Origin of the sequence: Rahnella sp. CG8 (assembly GCF_023701875.1) — a bacterium.
In the GTDB taxonomy this organism is placed as follows: domain Bacteria; phylum Pseudomonadota; class Gammaproteobacteria; order Enterobacterales; family Enterobacteriaceae; genus Rahnella; species Rahnella aceris.
This window is the reverse complement of record NZ_JABAED010000050.1, coordinates 1-16,051: the sequence shown is the minus strand read 5'-3', so window position 1 is coordinate 16,051 and position 16,051 is coordinate 1. Positions and strand designations below refer to the sequence as shown.

Here is a 16,051-nt window from a genome sequence, read left to right as displayed (position 1 = left end):
GCGGGGTGGAGCAGCCTGGTAGCTCGTCGGGCTCATAACCCGAAGGTCGTCGGTTCAAATCCGGCCCCCGCAACCAACTACTAAAAATCAGTGAAAAACATCAGGCACCCTAACGGGTGTTTTTTTGTATCTGAATTCCGGCGAAGCGCGGAATAATCACCCCGCCCCCGCGCGACTCATCCCATCGTCGACATCCCGCCTTGTGCGAAATACGCTTTGATCCCGGCCAGAATTGACTCCGCCACCTGCTGCTGAAAATGCGCAGTCCGCAATTTTTTCTCTTCATTAATGTTACTGATAAACGCCGTTTCGACCAGAATCGACGGAATATCCGGCGCTTTCAATACCGCGAATCCGGCCTGATCCACTTTATTTTTGTGCAGATGATTAATCTTTCCCATGCGCGTCAGCACTTCTTTGCCAAATTTCAGGCTATCGCTGATGGTTGCCGTCTGAACCAGATCAAACATCGTGTGATCCAGATACCGGTCGCCACTTTTACTGACGCCGCCTATCAGGTCAGATTCATTCTGCGTTTGTGCGAGAAAACGTGCTGCGGAACTGGTGGCGCCTTTGGTCGACAACGCAAAAACCGATGAGCCTCTTGCTGCCCGACTGGTAAAGGCATCTGCGTGGATAGAGATAAAAAGGTCTGCCCGCAGTTTTCGTGCCTTTGCCACGCGGACTTTGAGCGGAATAAACACGTCTTCATTGCGGGTCATATGCGCTTTCATATTGGGTTCACGCGCAATCAGCTTCTGTAATCTGCGGCCAATCTGCAACACGACATCTTTTTCACGGGTCTTGTATTTGCCAATAGCTCCCGGATCTTCACCGCCATGGCCGGGATCAAGCATAATCACCAGTGGCCGGCTTCGCCCCGCCTGGCCGTCTTTCTTCGTTTCCGGCGGTAATGTTCTCGCGACATCTCCGCGGTTGTAATCTTCCAGTAACGCCAGCAGCGGATCATCCTGAGCACTGATCTCACCTTCTTGCGGATACAAATCGATCACCAGCCGGTTATGGAATTCAGCGACCGGTTTCAGCGTGAAGACATGCGGATTGATTGTACGCTTTAGCTCAAACACCAGACGCACCGTTTTGGTATCAAACTGCCCCACCCGCGCCTGCCGGATGTAAGGATCACTTTGCTGGATTTTTTCACCCAGTCCCTTGAGCACACTGTTGAGATGCACGCCTTCGATATCCACCACAACGCGTGGCGGATCACTGAGCAGAAACTGCTTATATTTTAAGGGCGTGCTGGATTCGAGGGTGATTCGGGTATAAGTAGACGAGGGCCAGATGCGTACGGCAATAACCTGTGAGCTGGCCGCAAAACCTACTTTACTCACGCTGAGCATCCAGGAAGCAGCTACGGTTTGCAGGAGGCGTCGTCTTCCGGGATTGTGAGTATCGTCAGTCATGCAGTCTCAAAAAGGTCCAAAAGTTAAAAAAAGATGATAAAAAACTCAATTTACGAATTCTAACGAATCATATCCTGCATGTCATTCCTAAACATTTAGTCTATTTATCAATTTGTTGTATGTTTGTGATAAGGGTTAAAACAAAAACAGAGATTTCTTACTTGCCACAGGGCCATAAAAGAATAAAAATACAAAAATTACGAATAAAAATTCATACGAGGTTTTGCCGTGAAGGAACGTAGTACTGAACTGGTCCAGGGATTTCGCCACTCAGTTCCCTATATAAATGCTCACCGTGGCAAAACATTCGTTGTCATGCTCGGTGGAGAAGCCATTGAACATGAGAATTTCAGCAATATTGTCAATGATATCGGCCTGTTACACAGTTTAGGCATCCGTCTGGTGGTTGTTTATGGCGCCCGACCGCAGATTGATGAGAACCTTTCTGAGCATAATTACGAACCGATTTATCATAAAAACATCCGCGTCACCGATGCCCGCGCGCTCGAGCTGGTTAAGCAAGCCGCAGGTCTGCTGCAGCTCGATATCACAGCGCGACTTTCGATGAGTCTGAATAATACGCCACTCCAAGGTGCGCACATCAACGTCGTCAGCGGCAATTTTATCATTGCCCAACCGCTGGGCGTCGATGACGGTATTGATTACTGTCACAGCGGCCGTATCCGCCGTATTGATGAAGAAGCGATTCACCGTCAGCTCGACAGCAATGCCATTGTCTTGCTTGGCCCGGTGGCAGTTTCGGTTACCGGTGAAAGCTTTAACCTGACTTCTGAGGAAGTAGCGACACAACTGGCAATCAAACTGAAAGCGGAAAAAATGATCGGCTTCTGCTCTTCTCAGGGGGTAATCAACGAGGAAGGTAATATTATTTCCGAACTGTTCCCTAATGATGCACAGCAAAGAATTGATCAGATGGAATCCAGCGGTGACTATCTTTCCGGCACCGTTCGCTTCCTGCGCGGCGCGGTGAAAGCCTGCCGCAGTGGTGTACGTCGCAGTCACCTGATCAGTTATCAGGAAGACGGTGCGCTGGTTCAGGAACTGTTCTCGCGAGACGGTATTGGTACGCAAATCGTGATGGAAAGTGCCGAGCAAGTGCGCCGTGCAACCATCAACGACATCGGCGGCATTCTGGAACTTATCCGGCCGCTGGAGCAACAGGGTATTCTGGTGCGTCGTTCCCGCGAACAGCTGGAAATGGAAATCGATAAATTTACCATTATCGAGCGGGATAACCTGACCATTGCCTGCGCAGCGCTTTACCCCTTCCATGATGAAGGGATTGGCGAAATGGCCTGCGTGGCGGTTCACCCCGACTACCGTAGCTCTTCACGCGGTGAAATGTTACTGCAACGCGTTGCCAGCCAGGCGAAACTTATGGGGCTGAACAGGCTGTTCGTACTGACGACCCGCAGTATTCACTGGTTCCAGGAACGTGGCTTCAAGCCAGCAGAAGTGGATGTGTTGCCGATTCAGAAACAAGAAATGTACAACTACCAGCGTCGCTCCAAAATACTGATCGCCGAACTGTAAAAATCTCACCACCTTTCCTCAGTGGTAAAAAAGGACGCTCTCGCGTCCTTTTTATTTTGCTTTGCACATCAGCACGTTATTTATCCGCGTGCGGTTCCAGCACCTGTTGCAACGTGGAGGTGTCAGGCCAGGTTTTAAAGCCCTCAGGCGCCGCATATTGTGGGGTCTTGCTGTCGTTGCCTGAGACCTGCGAAAGCATCGCCAGACCATCCTGCTTCATTACAGCCTGATCGAAATAATCCGCCAGTTGAGTTTGAGTCAGCCCGGCAATAACCCGGATCACATTCGTGCGGGTATCAAATTGCGGATTTCCGCGACTGAAATCATTCCCCAGACGGTCGGCTTCCTCATCTAGCGTCTGCGGATTTTGCTGCATTTCATGCACCAGTCCCTGTTTATATTGCAGAAACTCATCATCCTTCATTTCACGCAGACGTTTTTCGGCCTGCTGATAAAATGCCAGATAGCGCTGATACAGATAGTCAGGTTGCTTGCTGTTACTTTGCAGCAGGAAACCAATCCCCCACTGTTTTCCTACCGGAATAGGGAAAGCAAACACGGCATAACCCAGCTGTTCCTGTGTCCGAAGCTGGCTGTAGAACCATGGCTGAATAATCTGTCCCAGCAATGCACTGTACGCCATGCTCTGAACTTCATCATAACCGGTGGGAACATATACCGCTGCCAGTGCTGAGTCCGAACTTGTCCCGATACGCTGGATATTAGCTTTCAGCGGCTGAGTCACTACAGCCTGCTTTCCGCGCCACCACCGCGTCCCATGCGCGCCCAGCTTTTGCATAATTTGCTGAGACATCGCTTTAACCTGATCAGCCGTCATGTTCCCCACAACCATCATTTCCACGGCAGCATGGTGAACCAGTTGTTCACGGTAAGCGTTAACATCATCCAGTGTGATGGCAGAAACCAGCTTTTCACGCTCGCTGCGCTCGGTGTAAGGCACCCGCGAAAGTAACTGAACCGGTTGCAGCGCCAGCTCAAACGCTTTTCCTTTATCTGCTGAAGCTAAGCGTTCGAGATACCATGATTTCGCCTGATCAAGCTGTTCCTGAGTCGGTTTGAAATCGGGGTAGTTATCAACCAGTGCGGCCAGTAAGTCAGGCAGACACTCGGTAAAACCTGTGGCAGTAAACTGCAAACCGTTATCCGGAGATGTCCCGAACGTGATCCCGCCAATGGATGCCTGATAACTCAGCTGATCAAAAGCCACGCCGGTGAGGTAATCCGTCAGGCCATAGAGCACCTGATTTTTAGCCGTGCTGAGCGACTGCTCATTGCGGAAAGAAACAGTCACATTGGCTTTAGGCTCATCAGCAAAATAACGACTCGGCATGTAGAACACACGCAAACCTTTATCTTCAACCAGCAGCTGAGGTTTCGTCGCCGTCGAATCTTTAGTGACCAGCGCAAGTGAATCAGGAATGTACGGATTCAGCGCTGGCAGCGACAGCGAAATCCCCTTCCCCAACGTCTGCCACTGCGAGTAGGTTTGCGCGGGAACTTTATCAATTTCATAAGGCGCATTAACGAAGTAGGCTACTTTATTGTGCGGCTCGTTCGGACTGATGATCCAGTAACGCGCATTTTGCGGCGTCATTTCTGTTAGACGTGCCTCAATCGCTTTGGGGTCATACTGGTCAGTCAGATAAGGTGAGTCGAGAACGTGTTCGACAGGAACCCGCAACATGGTGTCCACCAGCCATTCGACATAATCCATATCACGCGTCAGCGCCGGATAGCGGAAGTCGAGCGCCATAACGTGGGCAATTTCATCAAAATAGGTTTTTTTGATGCCCTGAGCGCGTATTTCGTTGAGATAGTTGAAAATGGCTGCAATAACCGTATCGCGCTGCGCCAGTCCCTTATCAGTCAGGGAAACAGAGATATTGAATACGCCCATATTACGGTTAACCATCGGGTCCGCACCTGCGCTGATCCCATCGGCATAGCCTTGCTTCTGTAACCAGTCTGATAAGGTATTCGGGCTGCGGTTACCCATCAGATAGCTGATATAGGTGTCGGTTTTACTGCGAAAATGGGCACTATTATTATCAATTGCAAATTCAACCCGTAATTCTTTGCGCGGCTGTGCAGGAACGAAATGGATAAACTCACCCTTTTGGTCTGCTGTTAATGTCGGGACCGTAATCGGCGGCACAGCTGCGTGGTGATTGGCGATCTGACCAAAAGTTGTGGCGGCCAGCTCAGCAAGTTCAGGCAACGGTTTATTACTGTAAATCACACCGACCATCAGGTTGGCAGAATAGTAGCGCTGATAAAAAGCCGTCAGCTGATCATGAAGCTTACTGCCCGGTTTATCTTTCAACGTATCCAGGTTACCGCCTGAAAAACGGGACGCCGGATGCCTGGGATTTAATGTCTCTGCGCGAACTTGCGCCATCCGCATGCCGTCACGTGATCGGGCCATGGTCAGTTCAGCGTTCACCGCATTACGCTCACGGTCCCCGTTGGCGGGGTCTAACAACGGTTCACCGATAGCATCTGCAAGGCGATCTACCGCTTCTGGCAAGGCATCGTTTTCTACTTCAAGATAAAACGCGGTACGGTAAGAAGCAGTGCTGCCATTGTGGCTGCCACCGTGTTTCTTAAGGAATTCAGACAGACTTTCCGGCTGAGGATATTTCTTCGAGCCCATCAGTAACATGTGCTCAGTATAGTGGGCAAGACCCAGCTGAGAATCAGGATCCTCCAGCGAACCGACAGGAATGGCGAGCGCGGCGAGTGATTTGGGGGCTTGAGAGTCAGAAACCAGCAAGACGGTCATATCATTAGCCAGTTTAATTGCCTGATACTGGCGAGGGTCGTTCTGACTTTTATTGATAGCTTGTGCAAAAGGCTGCCAGTCGGCTGCACTTGAAACAACAGGGGCCCAAAAGGTCAATAACAACAGTACCCCGGAAATGCGGGTAACGTGTTTTAACATTGCCACTCTCCCTCAATCGAATAAACGTGCCACACGGGCAATAAATATACAGCTCACCGGTAGATGAACCTCAACAAGCTGTTTTGAGCGGTTAAGCCTGCTAAGCCCCCGCAGAAACAGGATAGTTGTGAAAAAAATCGAATCGGGATTTTCTTCCTATGTTCCGTCACGTTTTAACCATAAAGCCAATTACTCCCTATAGGGAAAAATAACCCTGTTAAACCACTCTAAGCTGTTAGCCCGCCATTGCAAGTGGCTTAACAGTATTTTTGTCCGGTAATATGCGGCTTACAGGCACAACTTCAGGGGCCAAAATTGCATATTAAGCGCTGCAATATTGCCTGATATTTTGCCGGCGTTTGAATTGTCGCAGTGACCAGCTTGCAGGATTGTGCATCTGAAATGCCTGTAAACCGATATTCCCAATCTTTCGCTAAAGGCTCAGTCCCCTTTCCTGCCACTGAATATGCTTCAAGCTGGGAATGTGCTTCTGACCACGCCTGCTGAACCTGCCACTGACGCATAAACCCATTGCTCAGTGATTGGTAATAATTCAGGAGCCCCAGAATGGAAACTGACAAGAACAACATGGCGATGAGCGCTTCCGTGAGGCTGAAACCTTGCTGTGCTGAGTGGTTTTCATTCATTGCAGATCTGCTCATCAGCCTCAGGACAAAAATCCAGCCATCCCTGTGTCAGCGGTGAAAAAATCAGATTTCCACCAGTCTGTTTTTTAATACTGACTTGCTGATACTGCATAACCGGCTCATTGCCTTCAGCTATGCGTCCCTCACCACGAACCAGAAAGATATCCTGACGCAATGAAGGCCGGGTACACGTCCTGCCACTTCCTGAAACAATGAGGCCTGCGGGCACATCCCGGCACTGCCAGAGAGGTTCGCGGCTGTCTTTCCATGACTGGCGGATACCCCATGCTAATGCTGAGGCTGCATTTTCCCGGGCAATGACATAGCGATGCTGATTTGACGTCAGCGCAAGCCCGGCGGAAAGTTGCTGTTGCAGCGAGTTAAGGGCAATCAGCCCTAATCCCATCATCACCAAAATACTCAGGATCATGGCGCTCCCCCGCTGTCTGGACGAATCGCGCATTTTTGCTGCTGTCATAAGACGTGGCCTGCAATCATCTCGGTCACCTGCCGGTGGATGAAAGGATTTTTGCTCCAGCTGGCTTCAAGTTGCAGAGAATACAGGCGGCCGGAGCCACTTGCTGCGACCTCGGTTACCACGAACCGGGTCACGCTGACTTCAGCAGGGTCGAGGAGTTTTTCCCAACCTCCACTGCTGCAATCACCCGCCCCGCGCTGGATCTCAATACCGCCCTGACGCAAACGGTAACCAAAGTATTCAGAGTCCGCCGTCCCGGGCTTATCCCATGTTCCGTTGCGGTTCAGGTCATAGATAACAAGGATGCAGGAGCTGGTTGCTTCACCCGCAGCGTTGCCGATGATGACAGATTTACCCTCGCAGGTTCCGTTACAGAAACCGGCCCGACGAATATCTTTGCCAATGGCAAAAGTAGTCTGGCGCAACAGTTGCTCGAGCTGATAATGTCGGCCCAGACTCTGGCTTCTCTGGCGCATCAGCGGATAGATTTGCGCGGCACTGAGCATCAGCATGCTGCCAATCCCCATCGCAATAATGACTTCAGGCAGCGTGAATCCCTGACAACGGGCTAAATTCACTGGCATAAGCCGATACTCAGTAAAGGCTGATTTTCACTACACGTACGTAACCGTCCTCTGACAGAAAGTACGATTCGCAAACTACCCGCTGAATTTTTTAGTGTGATATGTCCGGCAAGTGCGGCATTACGCAGGCCGTAAAAACCCATGGTTTTTTCACTGACAGCGAGTAACTCCACACCGGGTTCATTGATGGCGAATATTTTACCCACGGCATTATGACAACCTGAAGGGCGGGTTCCGCTACCCACACATCCATTAGCACCGGCAATGCCCCATAAGACAGCAGAACGATTGTAATTATTGGCTTCGGCCTGCACCCCGTACAAATACAAACGCAGTTGCTGCGCAGATTGCTCAAGCTTTAATGCCTGCTGATAATCGCGCCAGGTGTGGATTCCCCACAATGTGCACATGGCGACCAAAGTCACAACAACCATCATTTCTATCAGCGACATTCCCTCTTCCCCTGCCCGCTCAAATGTTTTCATGCGGCCAAAATAGGCATTTAGATTTTTTCCGCCACTGGGAGAGTCATTTTTTCCAGGATGTCGTGAGAACTATCGGTGCAACGAAATCCACGCGACAAATAAGTTGCGTGATGTCTCGCAGGGATAGCATCGGGATGTAAATCGGGATTGGAATCGTCAGTAAAAGGCGTAAAAAGTGGAGCAGAGGGAAAGCCGGATAAAAGGGAAATGGCCGCCTGACAGTGCTGTCAGGCGGTAAAAACAAGGAATCAGATCGCGACCGGCGCTTTGATTGCGGGATGCGGATCGTACCCTTCAATCTCGAAATCTTCGAAGTTGTAATCAAACAGGGAGGCAGGTTTGCGTTTAATGACAAGTTTTGGCAATGCACGAGGCTCACGCGTCAGTTGCAGATGTGTCTGTTCCATATGGTTGCTGTACAGATGTGTATCACCACCGGTCCAGACAAAGTCACCGACTTCCAGATCACATTGCTGCGCCATCATATGCACCAGCAGCGCGTAGCTGGCGATGTTAAACGGCAGTCCGAGGAAAACGTCGCATGAACGCTGATACAACTGACAAGACAGTTTCCCGTCGGCCACATAGAACTGGAAGAAAGCGTGGCAAGGTGCCAGCGCCATCTGATCCAGTTCACCCACATTCCACGCCGACACGATAATGCGGCGTGAATCCGGGTCTTTTTTCAGCTGTTCAACAACGCTCGCCAGTTGGTCGATTTGCCTGCCGTCAGCCGCGCCCCAGGCACGCCATTGCTTGCCGTAAACCGGGCCGAGGTCGCCATTCTCATCTGCCCACTCATCCCAGATGCTGACATTATTTTCACGCAGATAGGCGATGTTAGTTTCACCTTTCAGGAACCACAGGAGTTCATGAATGATTGAGCGCAAGTGACAGCGTTTGGTGGTGACCAGCGGGAAACCTTCCTGCAAGTTGAAACGCATCTGATGACCAAAAATCGACAGCGTGCCTGTACCGGTACGGTCGGCTTTAGGGGTGCCCTCATCGAGCACTTTCTGCATTAAATCCAGATACTGTTTCATGTTACCTCACGACAATTGTTTCTGCGGACGGCGATATGCCCAGACCATCACAATCAGGCCAATGACAACCATTGGAATGGACAGAACCTGCCCCATGCTGATGATCCCGTCGAACAGACCGAGCTGTGCATCCGGCTGACGGTAGTGTTCAACGATAATACGGAATAAGCCATATCCGATCAGGAACAAGCCTGATACCGCGCCCATCGGGCGTGATTTACGGATGAATATGTTCAGAATGATGAATAGCACGATGCCTTCAAGCAGCAGTTCATACAGCTGGGAAGGATGGCGCGGTAATACGCCGTACTGGTTCAACAAAGGCTGCCATTTAGGGTCAGCGGCAGCAATGGCGATATCTTCCTGACGGGATCCCGGGAACAGCATTGCCCATGGCACATCTGTGGTCACACGGCCCCAGAGTTCACCATTAATGAAGTTACCCAAACGACCTGCGCCAAGTCCAAACGGGATCAGCGGAGCGATAAAGTCGGAAACCTGGAAGAAGTTGCGTTTGGTTCGATGGGCGAAAATCAGCATGACCACGATTACGCCAATCAGGCCGCCGTGGAAAGACATGCCGCCATCCCAGACCTTGAAAAGATAAAGCGGGTTATCGAGGAATAAAGGCAGGTTGTAGAAGAAAACGTAACCGATACGACCACCGAGGAATACCCCCAGGAAACCAGCATACAGCAAGTTTTCAACTTCATCTTTTGTCCAGCCGCTGCCTGGCTTATTGGCACGGCGTACTGCCAGCCACATCGCGAAGACAAAACCAACTAAGTACATCAGTCCGTACCAGTGGAGAGATACCGGTCCGATTGAGAAAATCACCGGATCAAACTGGGGAAACGCCAGATAGCTGTTGCTCATCTATCACCACAAATTGTTTATGATTATTGCCCGTTCAGGGGCCAGCAGGGAGCGAATAGTAGCATAGCCGGAAGGTTTTCCGGGGCTAAGCCGCTGGAAAAGTTCTGTAAAAAATCATCTCATCCTGTGCCGGAAAGCGAGCAGGATGGGAGTAATACGGTACAAAGCATCAACTCTGGTGCTTATTTACCACCACGGATCAGGCCGCCCAACCCGCGTCTTTCCATAAAAGCAGCGGTCATATGACGAACGTCCGTCGTAAAATGCGCCTGCAGCACCCGACCGGCAAGCTCTTCGGCATCATGAAGTTCGATACGGCGAAGCAGGTATTTTACACGGGCAACACTGCGCCCGTTCATACTGAGATTACGAAAGCCCATGCCGGTAAGCAGTAACGCGCCCATCGGGTCACCCGCCATCTCGCCGCATAAGCTGACATCCAGCCCGGCAACCTCAGCGGTGGTGACAATTTGTTTGAGCACCCGCAGCATCGCCGGATGCAGGCTGTCATACAGCCCGGCAACGCGGGTATTGTTGCGATCAACAGCGAGCAGATATTGCGTCAGATCGTTGGTACCGACGGAAATAAATTCCACTCTTCCGGCCAATGCAGGCAACATAAAGACCATTGATGGGACTTCGATCATTACGCCAAGACGCGTGTGTGGCAGCTCGTAACCCAACTGTTCTTCCACTTCACGTCCCGCACGATCGATTAAACGACGTGCCTCATCAATCTCTTCAAGGCTGGTAACCATCGGCAGCAGAATACCGAGATTTCCGGTCGCAGCATTGGCACGCAGCATCGCGCGAACCTGAATCAGGAAAATTTCAGGCTGATCGAGAGTAATACGAATACCGCGCCAGCCCAGACAAGGGTTTTCCTCGCTGATCGGCATATAAGGCAGCTGTTTATCAGAGCCGATATCCAGCGTTCGCAATGTCACCGGCTTTTGCGGAAACAACTGCAACATGCCCTGATATTGCGCGACCTGCTCTTCTTCAGAAGGGAAGCCGCTTTGCAACATGAAAGGAATTTCGGTGCGATACAGCCCGACGCCGTCAACGCGGCTGCCGAACAATTTTTCATGGTCAGCACTCAGACCGGCGTTGAGCATCACTTTCACCCGCTCACCGCTTTTCAGCGCTGCAGGTTGCTCAACATCATCTTCAGCCTTCTGACTCAGCTCCATTTCTTCGCTGATCAGCCGCGTGTATTCCGTGACCAGTACGGCTTCCGGATCAATCAGCAGTTCACCGCGATAACCATCGACAATCAGCTGTCGCTGGCTGAGCAGTGCAGGCTGAATATCGGCGCCCATCACGGTCGGCACGCCCATCGCACGGACCAAAATCGCCGCATGCGAGTTGGCTGCACCATCACGAACTACCACACCTGCCAGCCGGTCCTGCGGCATTTCGGCCAGCAAAGTAGCGGTCAGTTCGTCGGCAACCAGAATAAAACGTTCCGGCCACTGTGTGTTGCCCTGAATCGTATCATCAAGATGGAAAACCAGCCGCTGGCCCAGCGCACGTAAATCGCTGCCACGCTCACGCAGATAGGTATCCTGCAAGCTGGCAAACTGCGCCGCAAACTCTTCCACGACCTTTTTAACTGCCCACTCCGCGACGGCGCCCTGATCTATTTGAGCGAACAGTTCACGCTTGAGGCGTGCATCATTAAGAAGGTGAGAGTAGAGGTCAAAAATCGCCGCGCTTTCTTTCTGCGCACTCGCCGCGAAACGTTTACTGAAACGGCGGAACTCAGCACCGGCGTCTTCCAGGGCCCGGGTCAGACGTTCGCGTTCACGGACGGTATCCAGCGTAGACGCCATATAAACGTGATCGAGCGAAGGTTGCGAGCTGTCCTGCCAGCCGATACCGATGGCCACACCCGGCGATGCGGCAAGTGCACGAACGCGCGTCTGGCGAAAGCGCCCGTAAAGCACATTAAGCTGTGCCTGAGAAAGGATCGCCGCCAGCTGAGTGGCGAGCGTGACCATAAACGACTCTTCACTTTCGTCGAACTGCCGGTGTTCGCGTTGCTGAATAACCAGCACACCCAGCAACTGACGGCGGTGAATGATCGGCACACCCAGGAAGGATCGGAAAAGATCTTCTTTTACGGCGGGGATATATTTAAAACTGGGATGGCTCTGCGCATCGGCAAGGTTAATGGGCTCAGCCAGACGCCCTACCAGACCCACAATCCCCTGATCAAACGCCAGCGTAATAGTCCGCCCGCGAGGTTTTTTCAAACCTCGCGTCGCCATCAGGTAATAACAACGGCGGTCATTGTCAGCGAGATAGACGGAACAGACTTCCGTGTCCATCGCCAGGCAGGTTTCGTTGACCAGTACGTCCAGCGCATCATTGAGGCTGGACGCCATTGCTACCTTTTCAACAATTTCTCGCAAACGCGTGAGCATCTCTTCGTGACTTAGCCTCTTTTACGACGATAGGCGGGCGATGTCCTGGGAAGGGAGACTTCCTGCATCGGCATAATCGTGGTGGAAAACTCTTTCATTACACGCCGGTAAACATCGCGCTTAAATGACACCACCTGACGAACCGGATACCAGAAACTCACCCAACGCCAGCCATCAAATTCAGGCGTACTGCTGCGCTGCATATTGATATCAGCATCGTTACACATCAGTTGCAGCAAGAACCATTTTTGCTTTTGGCCGATACAAACCGGCTTTGTGTCCCAACGCACCAAACGTTTTGGCAATTTATAACGTAACCAGTTACGGGTTGAAGCCAGAATACGGACATCTTTACGGCCAAGCCCCACTTCCTCAAACAGCTCGCGGTACATGGCCTGCTCAGCGGTTTCACCAGGGTTTATGCCCCCTTGTGGAAACTGCCAGGAGTGCTGGCCGTATCGTCTGGCCCACAACACCTGACCCTGCTTGTCACAGATTACAATACCAACATTCGGGCGGTAGCCATCATCATCGATCACCGGACTACCCCAATAGCTAAACTCATAGATGTACTGATTGTTTCATACTACCAACAGGCGGTAAACCACTGGTTAATACCGATCAGCATGAATAAAAATGGGATAACTCACAGTTATACGCCAAGTTATAAACAGATTTTAGAAATCACCTGCGATTTTATTCACTTTTTCTGTGGATAGGTATGTGAAGAACTTCAGAGTAAGCAGGGTAAAACTCTTCTTAACTTATTTTTACCGGGAAAACATGCTCCGATAAAAATTTTTAAAAACAAATACTTATTCACATTAAACAGAGTTATCCCACGGTTAAAAATGAGAGTTATCTCACACCTTCAAGTGATCTGGCGAAAGATCCACCAATGTTGTTTTTATCCACAGCGATCGTCTAAAAGTTGACGTCATTGCCCCAAAAATTGGATAAAACCCCTCCCGTCAAGCCTGTAAATCGAACCAGTGATCGGATTCAGGCAGGGTTATCCAAGAAATCTGTGGATAAGTAGGTGGAAGATCCTGTTCATTGTCGCCTTCAACAGGTGATCAACCTAATCGTTAAGGCGCAAAAGAAGTCAGAAACCTGAAAAAAAACTAAGACAAATCATGCTATTATTTCATTGCTCCACAGGAATAAGTTTTTATTCACTGTGCATGACAAAAGCAGTACGAAATTTAATCTATTGAGTGAGCATTGTTTTTTTATGTCTATTCCTTTACCTGCCACCCAGCCTCCGCACAACGAACAGCAACTGTTGCACCGCGCACAATCGCTGGCGGGTCATACGCTGGGTGAACTGGCCGCTCACGCTGGCCTGCCCATTCCTGAGAACCTTAAACGGGAGAAAGGCTGGGTCGGTATGTTGCTTGAGGTGTATCTCGGCGCCATTGCAGGAAGTAAACCGGAGCAGGATTTCGCTGATATTGGCATTGAGCTGAAAACGATCCCAATTGATTCCCGTGGCAGGCCGCTGGAAACCACATTTGTCTGCGTTGCCCCGTTAACCGGTAACAGCGGTGTGACGTGGGAAAACAGCCATGTGCGCCATAAACTGGCGCGAGTTTTGTGGATACCGGTCGAAGGTGAGCGCCAGATCCCCCTGGCTGAGCGCCACATCGGGGCGCCTTTATTATGGCAACCCTCTGAGGAAGAAGATGAGCAACTGCGTCAGGACTGGGAAGAACTGATGGATTTGATTGTTCTGGGTAAAGTCGAAAGCATCACAGCCCGACATGGGGAATACCTGCAAATTCGCCCCAAAGCTGCCAACAGCAAAGCGCTGACGGAAGCGATCGGAGAGTCAGGGCAACCCATTTTGACGCTGCCGCGCGGCTTCTATTTGAAAAAGCGTTTTACGGCGGCGCTTCTGGCCCGCCATTTTCAGCTTTAACCGATATCATTTCCCGCTGCCTGCGGGATAGTTTGCTACGCTAAATGTGAATATCTTCGGTACAACAAAAAGGAACGTTAACGATGATGAAGAAAACTTTAATGGCGGCCGGTGCTGCGCTTGTGGTGTTGAGCCTCGCGGGCTGTGCCAGCGATTATGTGATCTCAACCAAAGACGGCAATATGATCCTGACTGATGGTAAACCTAAGCTGGATAAATCTACCGGACTGCTGAGTTACACAGACGAACAAGGCAACGACCGCCAGATCAATAATGACAACGTCAGCCAGGTGATGAAGCGTTAAGCATTACGCTTCTTAACCCGTCGCAGAGCCAGTTATCAGGACTGGCTCTTTGTTATTTTATCCACCGACCGCGTCGTTCCTCCCGCACACACTGCCACTTCCCCCATCTGCCAGCCTTGTATATAGTCAGTTAAGGCGCTTTTTCTAACAGGCTGACATTCTCAGATATAAAGGAAGACCGGCAATGCAATATCACCGTATACCCCACAGTTCTTTAGAAGTGAGCTTACTGGGACTTGGCACCATGACTTTTGGTGAACAAAACAGCGAAGCCGACGCCCACCAGCAACTCGATTACGCCGTTGCGGCAGGCATCAACCTGATTGATACCGCAGAGATGTATCCCGTTCCGCCGCGTCCTGAAACCCAGGGGCTGACGGAAAGCTATATCGGCAGCTGGCTGAAAGCCCGTGGCAACCGTGAGAAAATTGTTCTGGCGAGCAAAGTCTCCGGGCCTTCCCGCGGTAATGACAACGCTATTCGTCCGGCTCAGATGCTGGATCGCAAAAATATCCGCGCGGCGCTGGATGCCAGTTTGCAACGTCTGAATACGGATTATCTGGATCTTTATCAGTTGCACTGGCCGCAGCGTCAGACCAACTTCTTTGGCAAACTGAGTTATCAGTACACCGAAGAGCAGTCTCCGGTTACCTTGCTGGAAACGCTGGAAGCGCTGAATGAACAGGTTCGTGCCGGTAAAATCCGCTATATCGGCGTTTCTAACGAAACCCCGTGGGGCGTGATGCGTTACCTGCAACTGGCGGAGAAACATGATTTGCCGCGTATCGTTTCGATTCAAAACCCCTACAGCCTGCTGAACCGCAGCTTTGAAATCGGTTTGTCGGAGATCAGTCAGCACGAAGGGGTTGAACTGCTGGCCTATTCCAGCCTGGCATTCGGCACGCTGAGCGGTAAATACCTTAACGGTGCGAAACCGGCCGGGGCGCGTAATACGTTGTTCAGTCGTTTCACCCGTTACTCATCACCGCAGGCTGAAGCGGCGATTGCTGAATATGTCGCGCTGGCGAAGAAACGTAATCTGGATCCTTCTCAGATGGCGCTGGCCTTTGTGCGTCAGCAACCGTTCGTGGCCAGCACGCTGCTGGGCGCAACCACAATGGAACAACTGAAGATCAACATCGACAGTCAGGATCTGACACTCGATGAGGAAATCCTCGCTGATCTGGAAAACATCCACAAACGCTTCACCATTCCTGCGCCGTAAATCCTGATTGCAGGCAACAAAAAAGGGCGCTGAGCGCCTAATGCCGATCGTTTAAGGATCAGTTGACCGATCCGGTGGCTCGTGTAAAAAGGGTTCATGCTCATCATGGACCCTT

14 protein-coding genes are annotated in these 16,051 nt (G+C 51.0%); 4 read left to right on the top strand and 10 right to left on the bottom strand.

Annotated features, from left to right (window positions below):
- Positions 1-176 precede the first annotated feature (176 nt).
- On the bottom strand, positions 177-1,427 hold the full coding sequence (amiC, locus tag HGO41_RS25015; protein WP_119261288.1) for an N-acetylmuramoyl-L-alanine amidase AmiC: 1,251 nt from the start codon (positions 1,425-1,427) through the stop codon (positions 177-179).
- A gap of 228 nt (positions 1,428-1,655) precedes the next feature.
- On the opposite strand from amiC, the gene argA reads away from it, so the two are divergent.
- Positions 1,656-2,981, top strand: coding sequence for an amino-acid N-acetyltransferase (gene argA, locus HGO41_RS25010; RefSeq protein ID WP_013574171.1), 1,326 nt, complete (start codon positions 1,656-1,658; stop codon positions 2,979-2,981).
- A gap of 76 nt (positions 2,982-3,057) precedes the next feature.
- Here the strand turns inward: argA and ptrA are convergent, their stop codons facing one another.
- The 9 genes from ptrA to rppH all read right to left on the bottom strand — a co-directional run bounded on the left by ptrA (position 3,058) and on the right by rppH (position 13,024).
- Complete coding sequence (gene ptrA / locus HGO41_RS25005; RefSeq protein ID WP_112197930.1) at positions 3,058-5,943, bottom strand: pitrilysin; 2,886 nt, start codon at positions 5,941-5,943, stop codon at positions 3,058-3,060.
- Positions 5,944-6,245: 302 nt separating this feature from the next.
- Complete coding sequence (locus HGO41_RS25000) at positions 6,246-6,590, bottom strand: prepilin-type N-terminal cleavage/methylation domain-containing protein (RefSeq protein ID WP_153376604.1); 345 nt, start codon at positions 6,588-6,590, stop codon at positions 6,246-6,248.
- Positions 6,583-7,068, bottom strand: coding sequence for a YgdB family protein (locus tag HGO41_RS24995; RefSeq protein ID WP_228389040.1), 486 nt, complete (start codon positions 7,066-7,068; stop codon positions 6,583-6,585). Before HGO41_RS24995 ends, HGO41_RS25000 begins: the two co-directional genes overlap by 8 nt.
- A complete protein-coding gene (locus HGO41_RS24990) occupies positions 7,065-7,652 on the bottom strand; it encodes a prepilin peptidase-dependent protein (protein ID WP_250981607.1) in 588 nt (195 codons plus the stop codon). Before HGO41_RS24990 ends, HGO41_RS24995 begins: the two co-directional genes overlap by 4 nt.
- Entirely contained in the window at positions 7,643-8,104 is a 462-nt protein-coding gene (locus tag HGO41_RS24985) for a prepilin peptidase-dependent protein (protein ID WP_013574166.1), read from the bottom strand. Before HGO41_RS24985 ends, HGO41_RS24990 begins: the two co-directional genes overlap by 10 nt.
- A 281-nt stretch (positions 8,105-8,385) precedes the next feature.
- A complete protein-coding gene (gene thyA / locus HGO41_RS24980; RefSeq protein ID WP_013574165.1) occupies positions 8,386-9,180 on the bottom strand; it encodes a thymidylate synthase in 795 nt (264 codons plus the stop codon).
- A gap of 6 nt (positions 9,181-9,186) precedes the next feature.
- Positions 9,187-10,056: a prolipoprotein diacylglyceryl transferase gene (lgt, locus tag HGO41_RS24975; protein WP_013574164.1), complete on the bottom strand. Its 870-nt coding sequence runs from the start codon at positions 10,054-10,056 to the stop codon at positions 9,187-9,189.
- Positions 10,057-10,238: 182 nt separating this feature from the next.
- Positions 10,239-12,485 carry a phosphoenolpyruvate--protein phosphotransferase gene (ptsP, locus tag HGO41_RS24970; RefSeq protein WP_013574163.1) on the bottom strand — a complete coding sequence of 749 codons (2,247 nt, stop codon included), beginning with the start codon at positions 12,483-12,485 and terminating at the stop codon, positions 10,239-10,241.
- Between the two features lie 11 nt (positions 12,486-12,496).
- On the bottom strand, positions 12,497-13,024 hold the full coding sequence (gene rppH / locus HGO41_RS24965) for an RNA pyrophosphohydrolase (protein WP_013574162.1): 528 nt from the start codon (positions 13,022-13,024) through the stop codon (positions 12,497-12,499).
- Positions 13,025-13,719: 695 nt separating this feature from the next.
- Here rppH and mutH point away from each other — a divergent pair.
- The 3 genes from mutH (at position 13,720) to HGO41_RS24950 (ending at position 15,936) form a co-directional block, all read left to right on the top strand.
- Positions 13,720-14,406, top strand: coding sequence for a DNA mismatch repair endonuclease MutH (gene mutH, locus HGO41_RS24960; protein ID WP_013574161.1), 687 nt, complete (start codon positions 13,720-13,722; stop codon positions 14,404-14,406).
- An 86-nt stretch (positions 14,407-14,492) separates the two neighbouring features.
- The gene (locus HGO41_RS24955) at positions 14,493-14,711 is read left to right on the top strand and encodes a YgdI/YgdR family lipoprotein (protein WP_015689428.1); all 219 of its coding nucleotides are present in this window, start codon (positions 14,493-14,495) and stop codon (positions 14,709-14,711) included.
- Positions 14,712-14,895: 184 nt separating this feature from the next.
- The gene (locus HGO41_RS24950) at positions 14,896-15,936 is read left to right on the top strand and encodes an NADP(H)-dependent aldo-keto reductase (protein WP_013574159.1); all 1,041 of its coding nucleotides are present in this window, start codon (positions 14,896-14,898) and stop codon (positions 15,934-15,936) included.
- The last annotated feature ends 115 nt before the right edge of the window (positions 15,937-16,051 follow it).